The 17,658-nt window shown below is 36.2% G+C and carries 17 protein-coding genes and 1 pseudogene; 4 read left to right on the top strand and 14 right to left on the bottom strand.

Going from position 1 to position 17,658, the window contains the following annotated elements; translation table 11 throughout:
• Nucleotides 1-46: 46 nt before the first annotated feature.
• From purH to MZO21_RS05640, 5 genes are all read right to left on the bottom strand, one after another.
• Nucleotides 47-1,621, bottom strand: coding sequence for a bifunctional phosphoribosylaminoimidazolecarboxamide formyltransferase/IMP cyclohydrolase (gene purH / locus MZO21_RS05620; protein WP_248102274.1), 1,575 nt, complete (start codon nt 1,619-1,621; stop codon nt 47-49).
• Nucleotides 1,622-1,715: 94 nt separating this feature from the next.
• Nucleotides 1,716-1,985 (bottom strand): DNA-binding transcriptional regulator Fis, encoded by a 270-nt coding sequence (fis, locus tag MZO21_RS05625; RefSeq protein ID WP_001086304.1) that lies wholly within the window; start codon nt 1,983-1,985, stop codon nt 1,716-1,718.
• A gap of 387 nt (nt 1,986-2,372) precedes the next feature.
• Nucleotides 2,373-3,233, bottom strand: a complete 861-nt coding sequence (locus MZO21_RS05630) for a DUF3426 domain-containing protein (RefSeq protein WP_154772150.1) — start codon at nt 3,231-3,233, stop codon at nt 2,373-2,375.
• A 20-nt stretch (nt 3,234-3,253) separates the two neighbouring features.
• Complete coding sequence (gene prmA, locus MZO21_RS05635) at nt 3,254-4,156, bottom strand: 50S ribosomal protein L11 methyltransferase (RefSeq protein WP_171501213.1); 903 nt, start codon at nt 4,154-4,156, stop codon at nt 3,254-3,256.
• Nucleotides 4,157-4,274: 118 nt separating this feature from the next.
• Nucleotides 4,275-5,147, bottom strand: a complete 873-nt coding sequence (locus tag MZO21_RS05640) for a bile acid:sodium symporter family protein (RefSeq protein ID WP_154772149.1) — start codon at nt 5,145-5,147, stop codon at nt 4,275-4,277.
• A gap of 290 nt (nt 5,148-5,437) precedes the next feature.
• On the opposite strand from MZO21_RS05640, the gene mnmG reads away from it, so the two are divergent.
• The 3 genes from mnmG (at nt 5,438) to MZO21_RS05655 (ending at nt 9,640) form a co-directional block, all read left to right on the top strand.
• Nucleotides 5,438-7,318, top strand: coding sequence for a tRNA uridine-5-carboxymethylaminomethyl(34) synthesis enzyme MnmG (mnmG, locus tag MZO21_RS05645; RefSeq protein WP_154772148.1), 1,881 nt, complete (start codon nt 5,438-5,440; stop codon nt 7,316-7,318).
• 292 nt (nt 7,319-7,610) lie between these two features.
• On the top strand, nt 7,611-8,810 hold the full coding sequence (mhpT, locus tag MZO21_RS05650) for a 3-(3-hydroxy-phenyl)propionate transporter MhpT (protein ID WP_154772147.1): 1,200 nt from the start codon (nt 7,611-7,613) through the stop codon (nt 8,808-8,810).
• 167 nt (nt 8,811-8,977) lie between these two features.
• Nucleotides 8,978-9,640 (top strand): IS1595 family transposase, encoded by a 663-nt coding sequence (locus MZO21_RS05655; protein WP_152875444.1) that lies wholly within the window; start codon nt 8,978-8,980, stop codon nt 9,638-9,640.
• 293 nt (nt 9,641-9,933) lie between these two features.
• On the opposite strand, the gene MZO21_RS05660 is transcribed toward MZO21_RS05655, so the two are convergent.
• From MZO21_RS05660 to MZO21_RS05670, 3 genes and pseudogenes are all read right to left on the bottom strand, one after another.
• A complete protein-coding gene (locus tag MZO21_RS05660) occupies nt 9,934-10,935 on the bottom strand; it encodes a helix-turn-helix transcriptional regulator (RefSeq protein ID WP_248104240.1) in 1,002 nt (333 codons plus the stop codon).
• Between the two features lie 123 nt (nt 10,936-11,058).
• Nucleotides 11,059-11,469 (bottom strand): annotated as a pseudogene (locus MZO21_RS05665) (transposase family protein); the annotation flags it as partial.
• Nucleotides 11,470-11,506: 37 nt separating this feature from the next.
• A complete protein-coding gene (locus tag MZO21_RS05670) occupies nt 11,507-11,911 on the bottom strand; it encodes a transposase family protein (protein ID WP_152872730.1) in 405 nt (134 codons plus the stop codon).
• A 283-nt stretch (nt 11,912-12,194) separates the two neighbouring features.
• On the opposite strand from MZO21_RS05670, the gene MZO21_RS05675 reads away from it, so the two are divergent.
• On the top strand, nt 12,195-12,605 hold the full coding sequence (locus tag MZO21_RS05675) for a BLUF domain-containing protein (RefSeq protein ID WP_154773457.1): 411 nt from the start codon (nt 12,195-12,197) through the stop codon (nt 12,603-12,605).
• Between the two features lie 55 nt (nt 12,606-12,660).
• Here MZO21_RS05675 and alr read toward each other — a convergent pair whose 3' ends face one another.
• From alr to cyoE, 6 genes are all read right to left on the bottom strand, one after another.
• A complete protein-coding gene (gene alr / locus MZO21_RS05680) occupies nt 12,661-13,734 on the bottom strand; it encodes an alanine racemase (RefSeq protein WP_171501346.1) in 1,074 nt (357 codons plus the stop codon).
• A 51-nt stretch (nt 13,735-13,785) separates the two neighbouring features.
• Nucleotides 13,786-15,231 carry a replicative DNA helicase gene (dnaB, locus tag MZO21_RS05685; protein ID WP_154773458.1) on the bottom strand — a complete coding sequence of 482 codons (1,446 nt, stop codon included), beginning with the start codon at nt 15,229-15,231 and terminating at the stop codon, nt 13,786-13,788.
• A gap of 225 nt (nt 15,232-15,456) precedes the next feature.
• Nucleotides 15,457-15,903, bottom strand: a complete 447-nt coding sequence (rplI, locus tag MZO21_RS05690; protein WP_171501347.1) for a 50S ribosomal protein L9 — start codon at nt 15,901-15,903, stop codon at nt 15,457-15,459.
• Nucleotides 15,904-15,912: 9 nt separating this feature from the next.
• Entirely contained in the window at nt 15,913-16,140 is a 228-nt protein-coding gene (rpsR, locus tag MZO21_RS05695; protein WP_004278792.1) for a 30S ribosomal protein S18, read from the bottom strand.
• Nucleotides 16,141-16,152: 12 nt separating this feature from the next.
• Nucleotides 16,153-16,542, bottom strand: a complete 390-nt coding sequence (gene rpsF, locus MZO21_RS05700; RefSeq protein WP_154773459.1) for a 30S ribosomal protein S6 — start codon at nt 16,540-16,542, stop codon at nt 16,153-16,155.
• A gap of 237 nt (nt 16,543-16,779) precedes the next feature.
• On the bottom strand, nt 16,780-17,658 hold the full coding sequence (cyoE, locus tag MZO21_RS05705) for a heme o synthase (RefSeq protein WP_154773460.1): 879 nt from the start codon (nt 17,656-17,658) through the stop codon (nt 16,780-16,782).

Raw genomic sequence — 17,658 nt, forward strand, 5'->3', positions numbered from 1 at the left:
TACAAAGGGGGATTTAGGGGGATTATAAAATACGACTTCTAATCAATTAGTGACGGAAGTGACGCATGCCTGTGAATACCATTGCAATACCTGCTTCATCAGCAGCAGCAATTGTTTCTTCATCACGCATAGAACCACCCGGTTGAATAATGCATTTGATACCTGCTTTAGCAGCGTTATCAATACCATCACGGAATGGGAAGAATGCATCAGATGCCATTACAGCGCCTTCAACCACTAAGCCAGCATGTTCAGCTTTAATTGCTGCAATACGAGCAGAGTTTACACGGCTCATTTGACCTGCGCCAACACCAATTGTTTGACGACCTTTTGCATAAACAATCGCATTAGATTTCACATATTTTGCTACTTTCCAAGCAAAAATCATGTCATCAATTTCAGCTTCAGTTGGAGCACGTTTAGTCACAACTTTAAGATCATCTTTAGTAATCATACCTAAGTCTTGATCTTGAACTAATAAACCACCATTTACACGTTTGTAGTCAAGTTGAGCAGCACGTTCGTCAATTGCTGGTAATTCGCCACATACAAGTACACGTACGTTTTTCTTCGCACCTGTTACTTCAAGAACGCCTTCAGCAACGCTTGGAGCAATAATTACTTCAACAAATTGACGGTCAACAATTGCTTGTGCAGTTGCAACGTCTAATTCACGGTTGAATGCAATAATGCCACCGAATGCAGATTCAGGATCAGTTGCATAAGCTAAATCGTAAGCAACTTGAATACCGTCTAAAGAAACAGCAACGCCACATGGGTTTGCATGTTTAACAATTACACAAGCAGGTTTAGCGAATGATTTAACACATTCAAGTGCTGCATCTGTATCTGCAATGTTGTTATAAGATAATTCTTTACCTTGTAACTGTTGTGCAGTTGAAACAGAAGCTTCAGTTGCAGTTGATTCAACATAGAACGCAGCAGACTGATGCGGGTTTTCACCGTAACGTAAGTCTTGAGCTTTGTTTAATTGCGTGTTGAATGTACGTGCGAATTTGTCAGCTTGACCTTCTTCTTTACCTACGCGAGCGCCTAAGTAAGAAGCAATCATGCCATCGTATTGAGCAGTATGTTCAAATGCTTTAACCGCTAAATCAAAACGTGTAGCTAGAGATAAAGCACCTTCAGCTTTAAGTTCAGCAACAACAGTAGAATAGTCAGATGCGTTTACAACAATACCAACAGATGCATGGTTTTTAGCAGCAGCACGAACCATTGTTGGACCGCCGATGTCGATATTCTCGATTGCATCAGCAAGTGAACAGTTTGGTTTAGCTACAGTTGCTGCAAATGGATAAAGGTTAACAACAACTAAATCGATAGCATCGATGTTGTGTTCAGCCATCACAGCTTCGTCTAGACCACGACGAGCTAAGATACCACCATGGATTTTTGGATGAAGTGTTTTTACACGGCCGTCCATCATCTCTGGGAAACCAGTGTGCTCTGAAACTTCAACTACAGTCACATTATTGTCTTTCAACAATTTGTATGTGCCACCAGTAGATAAAATTTCTACCCCAAGAGCAGCAAGTTCTTGTGCAAACTCAACAATACCAGTTTTGTCGGAAACAGAGATTAAAGCGCGTTTAATAGTCATGATCTTCGTCACAGTCTTTAAGAAACAGATTAAAACAAATTAGCTAATATACAGATAAAAAAAATGCCTGCGGAAGCCGCAAGCATTTTATCATTTATTCACTCATTAAACCGTGAGCTTTCAACTTTTTACGTAAAGTACCACGGTTAAGTCCTAGAATTTCAGCAGCACGAGTTTGGTTACCGCGTGTATATTCTAAAACTACAGATAAAAGAGGTTTCTCCATTTCTGCCAACACCATGTCGTAAACTTGTGATGGTTGCTCACCTTGCAATTGTGCAAAATAGTGGCGAACTGCGCGATCTACGTGAATACGAAGAGCAACATCAGATTGAGCAGTAAAAATAGGAGATTTGCTATTCATGCGAATTAATCCGAAACAAATATCACTTGGGTAAAGTGATATATAAATATGGTCTATAAAATTTAACGAATATTTGGTTCTAGATTCTAAAACCGAATATTTTAAAACTGGCATATAGCTTGCCACAACTCAGAGCTTTGGTCGAAATTTAAGCGTAACAATAGTTAAAGATTTGTTACAGACCTTTCTCAAACAAAAAAATCTACTCGATACGCATTAATATTCATAAAGCGCATTTTGTGGATTTAATTATGTTGTGAAATAAGCGAGGAGTTAGCAGAACAAAGCTTTCGTGGCGCGTATCATACCATTGTATAAGAAAAAGTGAGCAAGAAAACTGCATTTTTTTTACTTTTTTTTGTGATTTTTAATAGTTTTTTTCAATATTCAGGGGCGAATGATTTGTATCTCATAATCATTGAAGTCTTTTTTTGCAATTGGAACAATAATATTGAAGTTGAATGGACTATTCTGAGGGATTCGTTCGACATTGACTAAGCTTTTAATGAGGTATTCTTTTGGATGATAAATCTGCGAATGCACTGTTACATTATTATTTAATAAGTTTACATGAATAAGGGGAAGTGTCAGGCTATGTTCATTATGGTTAATGAGATAACCTGAAATATTTGTTGCTTTATTATTTATGGTTGTTATTTTGACATCGACTAAATCGACTAAATAATACTGTTGAATAAGATTGTCACATTTAAAAATGCTACAGATTTGTGTGTAAGCATTATTTATAAATGAATTATTATTTAGCGTTCTAGGATTAACCATTAATATTTGGATTACAAAAATTGCGATTAAAGAAAAGTTAATGATTCCCCAAACTGTGTAATAACGAACGCTATTTTTCTTCTCGACAATAAAGTCAGTGTCTTTAGATAGATTAATTGAAGGGAATGTATTAATTGGTTCGGGATTAAATGCATTTAAGTTGTTTAAATAGGTTCTTAAATTAATTGTTGAGTTTTCTACTGTTGCATCAAAAATTTTAGATACATTGGCTGCCAAAGTGGGTACATATTGCGTGACACCATCACTTGCAAATTTTTCTGCTTCAGTAAATTGATAAGAAATAGAAGTATCAATTTCGCTATGAACAGATGTTAAATAAGAAACAGCGTTAAAGGTTTCATCGCATTTTGGGCAACAAACCATGCCCTGAGCCGCAGTAAGCTGCGGCACAGTAACTTTGTATGTTGTTAAACATTCAGGGCATCTAGTTTGTTTTTCACTCATAAATTATACGTATTGTGTTATTAGAATGAATGACGCTTTCCAGAGATTCTGCACCAGTATTCGTCGCGCGTTTCTACTTGTAATATATCAAAAAATTCTGAATATACACTAGAAACTTCTTCAACTTGTTCTTGAATAACACCTGCCAATGCAAATTCACTTTCAGGTTTAACAAGTGTCGCAAATTGTGGGGCAAGCATCATTAAAGGACCTGCAAGAATATTTGCTACAAATACATCTGCTTTTTGGTCTTTTAAAGTTTCGTAAAATTCGTCAGGTAAACCTACATATAGGTTATCTAATACGCCATTTAATTCAGCATTTTGTTGTGTTGCTAAAACAGCTTGCGGATCGATATCTGTGGCATAAACTTTTTTAGCACCTAATAAAAGGGCCGCAACAGCTAAAATACCTGAACCACATCCGTAGTCGATTACAATTTTATCTTTAACATCTGTTTGACCTAACCATTGTAGGCAAAGGAATGTAGATGCATGGTTACCTGTACCAAATGCTAAACCTGGATCTAATTTAATGTTTACAGCATCTGCTTCAGGTGGTTCCATCCATTCAGGAACAATCCAATATTTCTCACCAATTTGAATTGGTTCGTATGCATCCATCCAAGTGCGTTCCCACTCTTGGTCTTCCATAAATTCGCTACGCATAGGTTCTGTAGGAAGTTGAGTACGAATAAATGTTTCTAATGCAGCAACATCAATTTCTTCGTCATCTTCTTGCGCGTAAATGCCTGTAACAATAACTTTATTCCAAAGAGGTGTTTCGCCTGGAAGTGGCTCAAGCAAGTCTTGATTTTCAGCATCGTCTAAAGTAACGCTAACTGCGCCAAGAGATTCTAAAAGAGTTTCGGTGAAATCGACTTGAGCTTGTTCAACAGTAATATGAATTTGTAACCACTTCACGGGAATAACCTAAAAAATTTTATATCTTGCGTATTGTAGCCGATCTGAAAGCACACTGCTGAAAAATTGGAGTGGTGATGTGTAGATACCGCTCCAATTATCATTTTTTATCTTACATTTAAGTATTTTGTTCAGTTGCTTGTTTGGTTCGAGTGATCATAAAACCAAAAGCAGCCGCGAAGATGTACATAAATATAGAGTAAACCGCAGCAGGCATGGCAATTGTGGTATTTGCCATAACAGTTAATGCAATGGTCATTGCCAGTGTACTGTTATGAATGCCAATTTCAAACGCACATGCACGTGCTTGAGTGCTACTAATACCTAAAAGCCGTGGTACAAAGTAACCAATTGCCAAACTACATGCACAGAATATTGCAGTTGCGAGCCCAACTTGGGTTAAATATGTCGCAATATTTTGGCGTTCTGCAAATATTGCAAGGGCAATAATTGCAATTAAAAAGACAATAGCAAATATACGTAAAGGTTTATTTAATTTTTCTGTAAGTTTTGGCGCATAGTGACGAATCAGCATTCCAATACCCACAGGAACAATAATAATGGCAAATACTTGCACTATTTTTGACAAAGGTAATGTAATTTGCTGATTTTCTTGCATGAAGTGCAAAATAGAAAAATTCATAATTAAAGGTAGAGTTATAGCTGCAACAACAGAATTTATGGCAGTTAAACTAATGTTGAGTGCAATATCACCTTTAAATAAGTAACTGAATAAATTGGCTGTACTACCACCAGGGGACGCTGCAAGCAACATTAAACCTACGGCAAGTAATGCTGGTAAAGAAAGAACTTTACAGAGTAAAAATGCAACACCAACTAAAATAACCAATTGGCAGAATAGGGCAATAAGTACAGCTTTAGGATGCTTAGATACACGTTTAAAATCGTTTAGTGTGAGTTCTAAACCCAAGCCAATCATAATAATGGCTAATGCGAGAGGCAAAAGCACAGTAATAATTCCCATGTTCATAGATTTACTCCTGTAAATATTGTCGTTTTGGCATATTCCATATGCATGTGTTTGTTGTAAATTTACTTGTAATTATTTAGCTGTAAAAAGATATAAACCATAGTTGTGAAAGGTATGTAAACCATAAAAGATGACTGTTCATTTTATTTTTGTGCGTTTAAAAATTAATCTATAAAGATGCGGTATTTTTCTAGTATGTTTTTATTACGATAAATTCGACTTAAATTGTCAACTTAAAGCCTAAATTTTGCTACAATATTCAGTCATTATTTTTTATCTCTCATACCACTATGCACTATCCTAAAGTTTACGATGTCATTGTTATCGGCGGCGGTCACGCAGGTACAGAAGCAGCATTGGCTGCGGCACGTATGGGTCGACAGACATTACTCTTAACTCACAATATTGAGACTTTAGGGCAGATGAGCTGTAACCCAGCCATCGGTGGTATTGGTAAATCGCATTTAGTGCGTGAAATTGATGCCTTGGGCGGTGCTATGGCACTTGCTGCCGATAAAGGCGGTATTCAATTCCGTATTCTAAATTCACGTAAAGGTGCTGCTGTTCGTGCAACACGTGCTCAAGCAGACCGTGTACGTTTTAAAGCTGCAATTCGTGAAACATTAGAAAATCAAGCAAATTTAGATATTTTCCAACAAGCAGCAGACGACTTAATTGTTGAAGGCGATACCGTTAAAGGTGTTGTTACTCAAATGGGCGTACGCTTCGATGCGAAAACTGTTGTTTTAACCACAGGTACATTCTTAGGTGGTGTAATTCACATTGGTTTAAATAATGCATCTGGTGGTCGTGCGGGTGATCCACCATCTATTTCATTAGCACATCGTTTACGTGAATTAAATTTACCAGTAGGTCGTTTAAAAACAGGTACACCGCCACGTATTGATGCACGTTCAGTCGATTTCTCTGTAATGACAGCACAGCCGGGTGATTTCCCATCTCCGACTATGTCATTTATGGGCGATGCTTCAATGCATCCTGAACAAGTGAATTGCTATATCACACATACAAACGAAAGAACTCACGACATTATTCGTGGTGGTTTAGATCGTTCACCTATGTATACAGGTGTGATTGAAGGTGTTGGTCCACGTTACTGCCCATCAATTGAAGATAAGATTCATAAATTTGCAGATAAAGATTCGCATCAAGTATTTATTGAACCTGAAGGTTTAGATACACATGAGCTTTATCCAAATGGTATTTCTACATCTTTACCTTTTGATGTTCAGTTTGAATTGGTTCGTTCAATTCGTGGTATGGAAAATGCGCATATTATGCGTCCAGGCTATGCAATTGAGTACGATTATTTCAATCCACAAGCTTTAAAATTCTCTTTAGAAACTAAAGCCATTAATAACTTGTATTTTGCAGGTCAAATTAACGGTACAACAGGTTATGAAGAAGCGGGCGCTCAAGGTCTACTTGCAGGCTTAAATGCTGCGCGCCGTGCATGGGATCAAGAACAATGGACGCCTAAACGTGATGAAGCGTATATTGGTGTGCTTGTAGATGACTTAATTACATTAGGTACGAAAGAACCTTACCGTATGTTCACATCGCGTGCGGAATATCGTTTGATGCTTCGTGAAGACAATGCAGATCAGCGTTTAACGGCTATTGGTCGTGAAATGGGTCTTGTTGATGATACGCGTTGGGCATCTTACTGCGAGAAAATGGAAGCGATTGAAACTGAAACAGGTCGTTTGCAACATCTTTGGGCTGCACCAAATAATCCTTTAGGTAAAAAGTTTGTTGAATTAACAGGTGATGATTTATCTAAAGAAACAAATGCGATTGATTTGCTGAAGCGTCCAAATATTAATTTCTCACAAATTGCTGAAATCACAGGTTCTGAAGTTTCTGCTTTTGTGGGTGAGCAAATTGAAATTGCTGTGAAATATGCAGGTTATATTAACCGTCAGCAAGAAGATGTTGCTCAAATGAAGCGTCTTGAAGAAACACGTATTCCTGCCGATTTTGATTACGACATTGTTTCAGGTTTATCTCGTGAAATTACGTTGAAGTTAAAGGATGTTCGTCCTGAAACTTTAGCACAAGCAAGCCGTATTCCGGGTGTTACGCCTGCTGCGGTTCAACTTGTGATGATTACCATTCGTAAAAATAACCAAGTGAAAAAATCTGCATAAGATTTTAAGCTGATAAAAAAACCCGCTAAATGCGGGTTTTTTTATATAAATTTTTAATGATTATAAAAAGTGATCGTACGATTATTTTAATATCTCATTTATATAACTATATATTTTATATAGATAATTTATTTTAAGTGGAATATCCAAAGTAAGTTTTTATGTATTAAATCATACTAATTTAGTCTATTTAAATTTTCGCAAGACTAACGTAGAGATACTTATTTCATTTCAAACTATAGAAAATACTGAAAATGGATTTGAAATAAATTCGCCAATTTAGGATGAAGAAATGAGTGTTCAGAGAACTAAAATACAAAAAGTACTCGTGGTATTTTTGTGTTTTTGGGTTGCCTTTTTTGAAGGGTTTGACTTGCAAGCACCTGGTATTGCAGCAAAAGGAATTGCCGAATCATTTAGTTTAGACCAAATTCAAATGGGTTACGTGTTTAGCCTTGGTGTATTTGGAATGTTGTTTGGTGCATTCTTTGGTGGTCGTGTAGCCGATTATATTGGGCAGAAAAAAGTTTTAATGCTCTCGATTGGTATTTTTGGTGTATTCATGTCGGTTACTGCAATCGCGACTAGTTTAGAAGTACTTTATATTGCTCGCTTTTTAACAGGCGTTGGTTTGGGTGCTGCTATGCCAACCATGATTTCTGTTGTGGGTGATGAAGCAACTGAAGAGAATCGAGGAAAGCTGAATAGTTTAATGTACTGTGGTTTGCCTGTAGGTGCTATTTTTGTTGCTGGTCTAGCAATGTTGATTACCGATATTAAATGGCAAACATTGTTTTTGATTGGTGGTTTAACACCATTGTTGTTAATTCCATTCATGGCATTTATTTTAAAAGATAAGCCTCGTGAAGTTAAACAAGCTCAGGATGAAGCTGTACCTGGTATGGTTCAGGTTCTATTTAAGGAACAGCGTTATAAGCAAACAGTACCATTGTGGTTTGGTTTCTTTTTTACGCTAATGATTAACTATATTTTAATTAGCTGGTTGCCAAACTTATTGATGCAGCAAGGTCTAGAAAGACAACAAGCTTTCATGATTATGTTGTTATTCCAAGTAGGTGCAGTGATTGGTACTTTAGGGTTAGGGTATTTACTAGATAAATTAAAATTGTGGCAAATGGCTACGATTATCTACAGCGGTTTATTTGTAGCACTTGTATTATTATTCACAACGACATCAATCCCACTGTTAATTTTGGCTGGTGTAATGGGTGGTATATTCTCTACAGGAGGACAGTCAATTCTGTATGGTATTTCCCCAATTTTCTACGCAGGTTCGGGTAAGGTAACTGGTGTTGGTAGTGCTATTTCCTTAGGGCGTTTAGGTGCAATGACAGGACCTTTATTAACAGGGAAAATTTTGGCGCTCGGTTTAGGCACAACAGGTATCTTAATGGCAAGTTTGCCTGCAGTTGTAATATCTGCAGTTGCTGTAACAGCATTATCTAAATATAAAACCAGTTTAAAAGATTGATAGATTAAAAAATAGTCGTTTAAAAGCTAAAGTAGCTACGGTTACTTTAGCTTTTTTATTTATAAGAAAAGTGAGTTTTATTTTTAATAGCAAAGATGATTTATTTAGCACATCAACTTATTTCACAAGGCTCTAGACTAGCAGAATAGATATGTTAGTCTAGAATCATGATAGAAAACAGTAAATTAAGTCACTATAAGATTAAAAAAATTATTCAGTGCTTTTGCATTGATATTCCTGCTTCTAAAACAGCCTTATTGCTTAACTTGAACCGTAATACCATCAACTATTGGTACATGCTTTTTAGAGAAGCAATCTACGATCATCAAACAGATTTAAGAGCAAAGTTTGTAGGTTCTATTGAAGTTGATGAGAGCTATTTTGGAGCAAAAAGACAACGTGGTTTTCATGGGAAATTGAAGCGAGGTCGAGGTACTTTAAAACAACCTGTATTTGGAATATTTGAAAGGAATGGTCGAGTTTATACAGAAATAGTCCCTGATTGTAAAAAGACTACATTACAACAAGTTATCTTAGGTAAAGTTGCACTTGAAAGTGTAATTTATAGTGATGGTTGGCGTGGATACAATGGTTTGGTAGATGTTGGTTACTCAAAGCATTTTAGAGTAAATCATGGAGCGAATGAATTTGCCAGAGGACAATGTCATATAAATGGAATAGAATCATTCTGGAGCTTTTGTAAAAGAAGGCTAGCAAAGTTCAACGGTATATCAAAAGAGTATTTTGATTATCATCTTAAAGAAACAGAATGGCGTTGGATGAGGGAGCCTAATGAGCTAGCAACAGAGTTGTGGGACCTCATTAGGTAAAACTAAGTGCAAATCTGCTAGTCTAGAGCCTTCACAAATAATATTAGAACAATTAAATTAGCCTTATGTTCACAACACGAAGTAAACACCATGACTATGAAAAGTATTCGTTATAACAATTCAGATTTAGCATGCCTATGCTTAAACTGAATTGTGAAATAACGCATATAAATAACAAAGAAGGTTGTAATGTCGGGGGCTTTGTTTACACGCTTCGATTTCTATAAACCAACAGCGCAAAAAATGAGAAAAATATAAGAATAAAATTATAAAGCCCCTTAACTGGGCTTCTTTTAATCTTCAATTTCATAAACTGCATTATATACATCAATCGGTTCAATATCTTGAATACGACGTCCGAAGCTACGTAACCACCAAACAAGTTGAGATGTAAAAGGAACGGAGGCTTGAACTTGAATTAAGCCATTGCCTAAATCTTCCATAATTTGATCTTTACTCAACTGACTTTCTTCAAAATATGCAGCATTTTCAAGTGTCATTGTGAGCTTTAATTTAACCAAATCTGTTGGCTTTGTATAATCGACACGGAAACCTAGTGCACCAGATTCAATATATTTATCTATATCAAAATCAACAGGATGTAATGCGCGTGAATTGAGGACTTTGGCTGTCTTAAAACGATGCAAGGCAAAAGTCTGAATATCTGTTTTGTCTAAACGAGTGCAAATTAAATAAATAACTGCACCTTTTTGAACTAATGCTAAAGGATTGAGAACATAGGTCTTTTCTTCTGCACCAGTTGTACGTGCATGATAAACACATTCAAGTTGTTTATCTTGCAACAAGCCTTCATAAATTGCTTGTTGAGAACCTCGATCAACCAACGGAGGAATAAGCGGTTGGTTTGCAGGCACAATGCGAACACGGTTAATCCATTGGCGCACATTATTTTGTGTCGATAAGCTACGACGTGCAAGATCAAACCAAGGATTCATTTCTTCAACCAAACTTGGCGGAAGTAAATGCTTCAAATGTTCTTCAACCATCATAAAAGTAACGGCTTGAGAGCTGGTCATGTGCGGTAAGCTTTGAATCGGTGCATCTGCACGCCAACGCCAGCCTTGTGGGACTGTACCGTTATTTTCAATAGGAAAACGTTGTGATATTTGGTTTAAATCACGCTGAATTGTGCGCAAACTAATATCAATGCCTTCACGCTGTAAAATTTCTTGTAATTCACGCGTACCCATCCATTTTCCCGTAGATAAGCGAGAAAGAATTTGCCATTGGCGATATAAAGTATTTGATGTTTCTTTTTCTTGTGCTTGCATAATGAATAAAAATACGATGAATTGAGAAAGACATAAATTGGCTACATCACACAATATGAAAACCGCATTGGTTTAGCAAGTAAATTTAACAAAATCATATTCAATTAAATTTTTAATAGACTTCCTTCATAAATCATTTTTCAACCAATTTAATTGTTTATCTTTCACCCAATCTAAATTGTATATGCCAGCAAGTAAATTAAACCGCAGGTTTAATCGTTTACGACGATTTCTATATACACAAGATAAAATCTTAAAACATTTCATCCTTCCAAATACATGCTCTACTTGAATTCGTCTACGACCAATCTCTTTATTTAACTTTTTTAATTCAGAATCTAGTTTTTCAGTTTTCTTTGCTTTAGATGGCATGAGGCATCCAAAACCCAATTTCTTTATCCCTAAATACCCCTTATCAACGATAAAAAAGGGCTTAAATTTTAATTTCCTCATGCTTTTTTTAAATATTTTAAAATCATGCATGCTTCCATGACTTCCACATACACTCAGTATTTCACCTGTTGTATAGTGCATAGATAGCTGAAATTTAAAGGTATGTCGCTTTTTTTTACCGCTATACCATTTCTTCTGTTTTTTTTGGACGTTGAACTAATATTTCAGTTGCATCAATCACAACAACTTCCCAATCCACTTCATCTCGATTAGGAAGTTGTTTTGGCAAGTTAAATTTTCCAGAACGGATTAAGGTATCTTCAATAACGCGTGTGATACGAATTGCACTCGTTTCAGATACACCGTAACTCATACCAAGATGGAAAAATGTTCGATATTCTCTCCAATATTCTATACATAAGAGTAAACGATCTTCCAACGGTAATTTATGTGGTCGTCCTTTACCAATATGACAAGGTAACTCCTTATTTAGCTCGGCCAACATGAGGTTAAATGTAGCCCAACTAACACCGGTAAGCCTACGAAACTTAACGTCTGATAATTTTTGAATATCTTTGAATTTCATCCAAAGATTATCCCTTGGATTAAATAATTTTGCTGATTAATTTAAGATCAAATAAATTGTACGTTTTTTGATTTATGACGGAAGTCTAATGAATAATTGCAAAATCAATAATTAAATGATAAATCTATTTAGGCGGAGACTTAATATGTAAATGTGGCTATTTGAATGTATTTTAAAGACGTTAGATTTTTTTGATTAAAATGTTTGCTTTTATTTTTAAAAGAATTACATTGTTAAAGCGAAATTTAACTATTTAATTTTTATAATAATAAAAGGAGCATGCATGTACCAATTATGTTATGCGAGTTGTTCAACTTCAGATAATGATAAGTTGTTAGAAGACTTAAGAAATATTTTAAAAGAAGCACGTGATTTTAATGTCGATCATGAAATTAGAGGTGTTCTTTATTTCGCGGATCAGTATTTTTTTCAATGTCTAGAAGGTAAAAAGGAAGCTTTAGATATTCTGATTGAAAAGTTAAAGAAAGATACGCGCCATAAAGGATTTACTCTTTTTGAATATAAGCCTGTAAACAAATCACATTTTGTAGATTGGTCAATGAAATATGTTAGAAGAAATAGCGTAATTCAGCAGTATATGCGAGATCAAGGGTTTGAATTATTTAGACCAAAATTATTGCAACCACATCAAGTTGAAGAGCTTATTACTTTATTGGTTGATATAAAAGATTGATTGATTTATAGAATTTTAAAAGCCCAAAGTATTTTGGGCTTTTTTATAGAGATTATTAAGGTTTTTTACGAATAGGGCGGTTGCTTAATCGGCATAATAATTCATAACCAATTGTGCCATTAGCTTCAGCAACATCATCAACTAAGCGATGTTTACCCCAAAGTTCAACCTGTGTACCTAATTGTGCATTTAAATCTGTGACATCAATTGCAATCATATCCATTGCAACACGTCCTACAACAGGCACTTTTTGGCCATTTATTGCAACATAATTTTGTTTGAAGAAAGCACGAGGGTAGCCATCACCATAGCCAATAGAAACAATAGCGAGTTCTGTTTCTTTATCTGCAATAAATGTAGATCCGTAACCAACGGATTCACCTGCTTGAATGGTATTTAAAGCAATAATTTCGGCTGTAAATGTCATTACAGGTTGAATATCTAAATCTTCTACGGTTTTGTCTGCAAATGGGCTTGCACCATAAAGCATAATACCAGGGCGTACAAAATCGAAATTTAGTTCAGGCCATTTAAAAATAGCAGCAGAATTACAACAAGATGCCAAAATTGGAGCGCAAGCTTCTTTTACATGTAAAAATTGTTGTTTTTGTTGTTCATTCAAAGGGTGATTGTCAGCATCTGCATTGGCAAAATGCATAGCAAGTACACAGTTAAAACCATCTGCTTTAAGTTGATGGATCACATCTATAATTTCATCAACTTTAAAACCTAAGCGATTCATTCCGCTATTCAGTTTTACCCAAATTTTAAGATTTTTAGCAATATAAGCATCTTTTTGTGCGCGTAACCAATCAAGCTGTTGTTGATGATGAACAACAATTTCAATATTTTGATCGATCACAATTTGCATTTCTTCAGCAGAAAAAATGCCTTCAATGAGCGTAATTGGTTGTTGATAGCCTAATTCACGAATTTCTAAAGCTTCTTCTAAGCAAGCAACACCAAAAGCATCTGTATTTGCTAAGGCTGCTAAACAGTCTTTAACACCATGTCCATAGGCATTGGCTTTGACCATACTGACAATTTTGGCAGTTGGAGCAAGCTGTTTAACGCGGTTTAAATTATATTGAAGTGCTTCGCTATCAATATAAACTGTTGCTTGACGCACCCTAGATACTCCTTGGGACGAAAAATTATAAAATGATGAAAAGAATAGATTTTATTCTTCGTCATCATATTGAGCATAAAACTCAGGTGATAAATTACTAAAACGAGTGTATTGACCTTCAAAAGCAAGGCGAACAGTACCAATAGGACCGTTACGTTGCTTACCGATAATAATTTCGGCAGTACCTGCTTCTTTTGACTCTTTATTATAAACCTCATCACGGTAAATAAACATAATCAAATCGGCATCCTGCTCAATCGCACCAGATTCACGTAAATCTGACATTACAGGGCGTTTATTTGGTCTGTTCTCTAGTGCACGGTTAAGCTGAGAAAGTGCAATAACGGGGCATTGCATTTCTTTGGCAAGTGCTTTTAAGCTTCGTGAAATTTCAGAAATCTCACCAACACGGTTGTCGCCCATACCAGGAACTTTCATTAACTGAAGGTAATCGACCATAATACATCCGAGTTTACCGCCATGTTGTTTTGCAATACGACGTGCTCGTGAACGTAATTCTGTTGGTGGTAATGCAGAAGAGTCATCAATATAAAGATTTTTTTCTTGTAAATGAACAATAGTGCTGGTTACTTTTGACCATTCATCGCTGTCCATTTTTCCTGAACGCAAATGCCCTTGATGAACACGTCCAAAAGATGAAATTAGACGCATTGCAATCGAATCTGCGGGCATCTCCATTGAGTATACAAGCGCAGGTAAGTTATTGTTAAACAGAACACTTTCAACCAAATTCATGGCAAATGTTGTTTTACCCATAGATGGACGAGCAGCCACAATAATTAAATCGCCTGCTTGCATACCTGAAGTTTTATTATCAAGTTCAACAAAGCCTGTAGTTAAACCTGTAATACTACCTTCCATTTGTGAAAGTTCATTTAACTTATCAAATACATCTGCAACAACGGAGTTAATAGGCTTTGGGCCTGCATTTTTTTTATTATTATTATGTTGCTCTGCAATTTGGAAAATATTGGTTTCAGCTAAATCTAAAATTTCACTGACATTGCGACCTTTGGTGTCATAAGCATTTTGTAAGATTTCAGAGCTGACCTTAATCATATTTCTTAACGTGGAAAATTCTTTAATTTTAGATGCATAGGTTTCAATATTATAAAAACTTGATGGAGAATCGGCCATCAATTGCATTAAATATTCTTCGCCACCCGCTGCATCGAGTAAATTTTGCTTAATAAGCCAATCATTTACCAATACGGCATCGTAAGGTGAGTTTTCTTTTGCGAGTGTATCAATGGCACGGAAAATATATTTGTGTCGTGTTGCGTAAAAGTCAGATTCTTGAAGTACATCACCTACTTGTTCAAAGGATTCAGCAACAGTCATAAGAGCAGCAAGTACAGCTTGTTCAATCGCCAAGTTATGTGGAGGCGTACGAAATTCTTTAAGCTGAGCACTTTCGCTAAGCGTAGGTGTTGTTTTTGTTGAATTTTGCTTTGAGTTGGCAGTAGCCTGTGACATATAAATCCCTGATTTTAAAACAGTATATGCAGAATTATTAAATTTTGATTAATCAATAAATTATCAATTATGATTTTAAATCATACGTGTTCTGCACACAAAATGCGACTTGAATTTGAATATTTCTCGAAGCAAATAACGTGAAATATTAATAAGAGTAGAGAAGGGTATTTTTAAAGATAAAAAAAGAGCATGCGAATGCATGCTCTTTTTCTTTGCAGAAAATTACTCAGATACGATAGTAACGAGAACTTCAGCAACAACATCATGATGCAATTGGATTGCGATGTTGAATTCGCCAGTATGACGAAGCGCACCGTTTGGTAAACGAACTTCAGCGCGGTCTACAGAAAGACCAGCATTCGTTAACGCATCAGCGATGTCACGAGTACCGATTGAACCGAATAATTTACCTTCGTCACCAGCTTTCGCAGTGATTACGATATTTACTTCGTTCAATTGGTCAGCACGTGCTTGAGCAGCAGCTAATACTTCAGCTTCTTGTTTCTCAAGTTCAGCGCGACGAGCTTCAAAAGCAGCAGTGTTTGATTCTGTTGCAGCAACTGCAATACCTTGAGGGATAAGGAAGTTACGGCCGTAACCAGCTTTAACTGATACTTTATCGCCTAATTTACCAAGGTTTTTAACGCGTTGTAATAAAATAATATCCACAGCTCAACCTCACTTATGATTGTCAGTGTAAGGGATCAAAGACAAGTAGCGAGCTTGTTTAATAGCAAGCGCCAATTGACGTTGGTAACGAGCTTTAGTACCTGTAATACGGCTAGGAACAATTTTGCCGTTTTCAGTGATGTACTGTTTTAAAGTATCGATGTCTTTGTAATCGATGTACGTAACGTTCTCAGCTGTAAAGCGGCAGAACTTGCGACGACGGTAAAAACGTGCCATGTTATGTTCTCCTTAAGCTTCAGCAGAGTCTTGGTTAGCGTGTTGTGCTTCTTCACGTTGAGCTTTACGCGCACGTTTTTCTTCAGCACTCTTAGCCAATAACGACTCTTCAGTGATAGCGTTTTCACGACGGATGATAAGATTACGAAGGATTGCATCGTTGTAACGGAACAACTCTTCTAATTCATCAAGCGTAGTTTGACCACATTCAACGTTCATAAGAATGTAGTGCGCTTTGTGAATTTTGTTAATTGGGTAAGCCAATTGACGACGGCCCCAATCTTCAAGACGGTGAATTTGACCTTCAGCTTCTTTGATGTGAGTTAGGTAACGTTCTACCATACCCACTACTTGATCGCTTTGATCAGGATGTACTAAAAGTACGATTTCGTAGTGACGCATTGTCAGCTCCTTACGGATTATACAGCCTGTAACAAAAGTTAAAGGCAAGGAGTCACAACCGAAGTTGTGTCGCAAAAAAATGCGAAGCGTGATTTTAGTGCTTTTAAGTGGAAATTACAAGGAATTGCGTGAAATAAACTACAAATGCAATTAGGAAAATTAATATTGAGTGGAAGATATAGTTTTTATATTTAAAAATGGAAAACTCTAATAAAAGATAGAGGAGAGCTCTATCTTTTAAAAAAGTACAAAATTTGTAGTTGGTGTAATTGAAGTAAAGCTAAAGCTAATACTTAAAACAGTAATTAAAATAACCGAAAATAGGAAAAAGCGTTTTGCCCATAATTGATCATTTTGTGCTTTGAAGCCAATAACCGCAATATACAACCAGTAAATGCAAAGTGCATTTAATATTACAAAGTAAATCCAATTTGCATAGCCAAATACAAAGATAAGATTCATTGCAATTGTAAACAATACGACATAAATCAAAGATTCGATTTTTGTGCGTAAGATTGTGCGTGCTACAGGTAAAATTGGAATACCTGCATTTTTGTAGTCATCAAAACGGTAAATTGCAATTCCCCATGAATGAGGCATTTGCCAGAGTGCATATCCTATAAATAGAATTAAGGCACCAACGTCAAATTGTGCTACAACAGCCGTATAGCCTATAACAGGAGGGCTTGCACCAGAAATACTTCCAACTACAGTTTGATGAATTGTCGTTCTTTTTGTCCAAAGACTGTAAAAACATACATAAACTACAAAACCAATAACAGCAAATAAAAAGGCATAGGCATTTACAGCAAACCATAAAATGCTAAAACCAAATAGACCTAAAGCAAAGGCAAACGCGAGTGCGACAGGAACAGAAATGGCTTTAATGACAAGCGCACGATTTTGAGTGCGTTGCATTTTTTGATCTATGTCTTGATCAATAACGTTATTGATCACACATCCAGAGGCAACAACAAGTGTTGTACCAATGAGGGTGATGAGTAGGAGAAGGAAATCTACAGAACCTTGGGCGGCTAAAAAGAAGCCGCCCAAAGTGGTAACGAAGTTACCAAAGAGAATTCCTGGCTTAGTCAGGAATAAATACTTTTTCAGCAT

Origin of the sequence: Acinetobacter portensis, assembly GCF_023158935.1 — a bacterium.
Classification (GTDB): domain Bacteria; phylum Pseudomonadota; class Gammaproteobacteria; order Pseudomonadales; family Moraxellaceae; genus Acinetobacter; species Acinetobacter faecalis.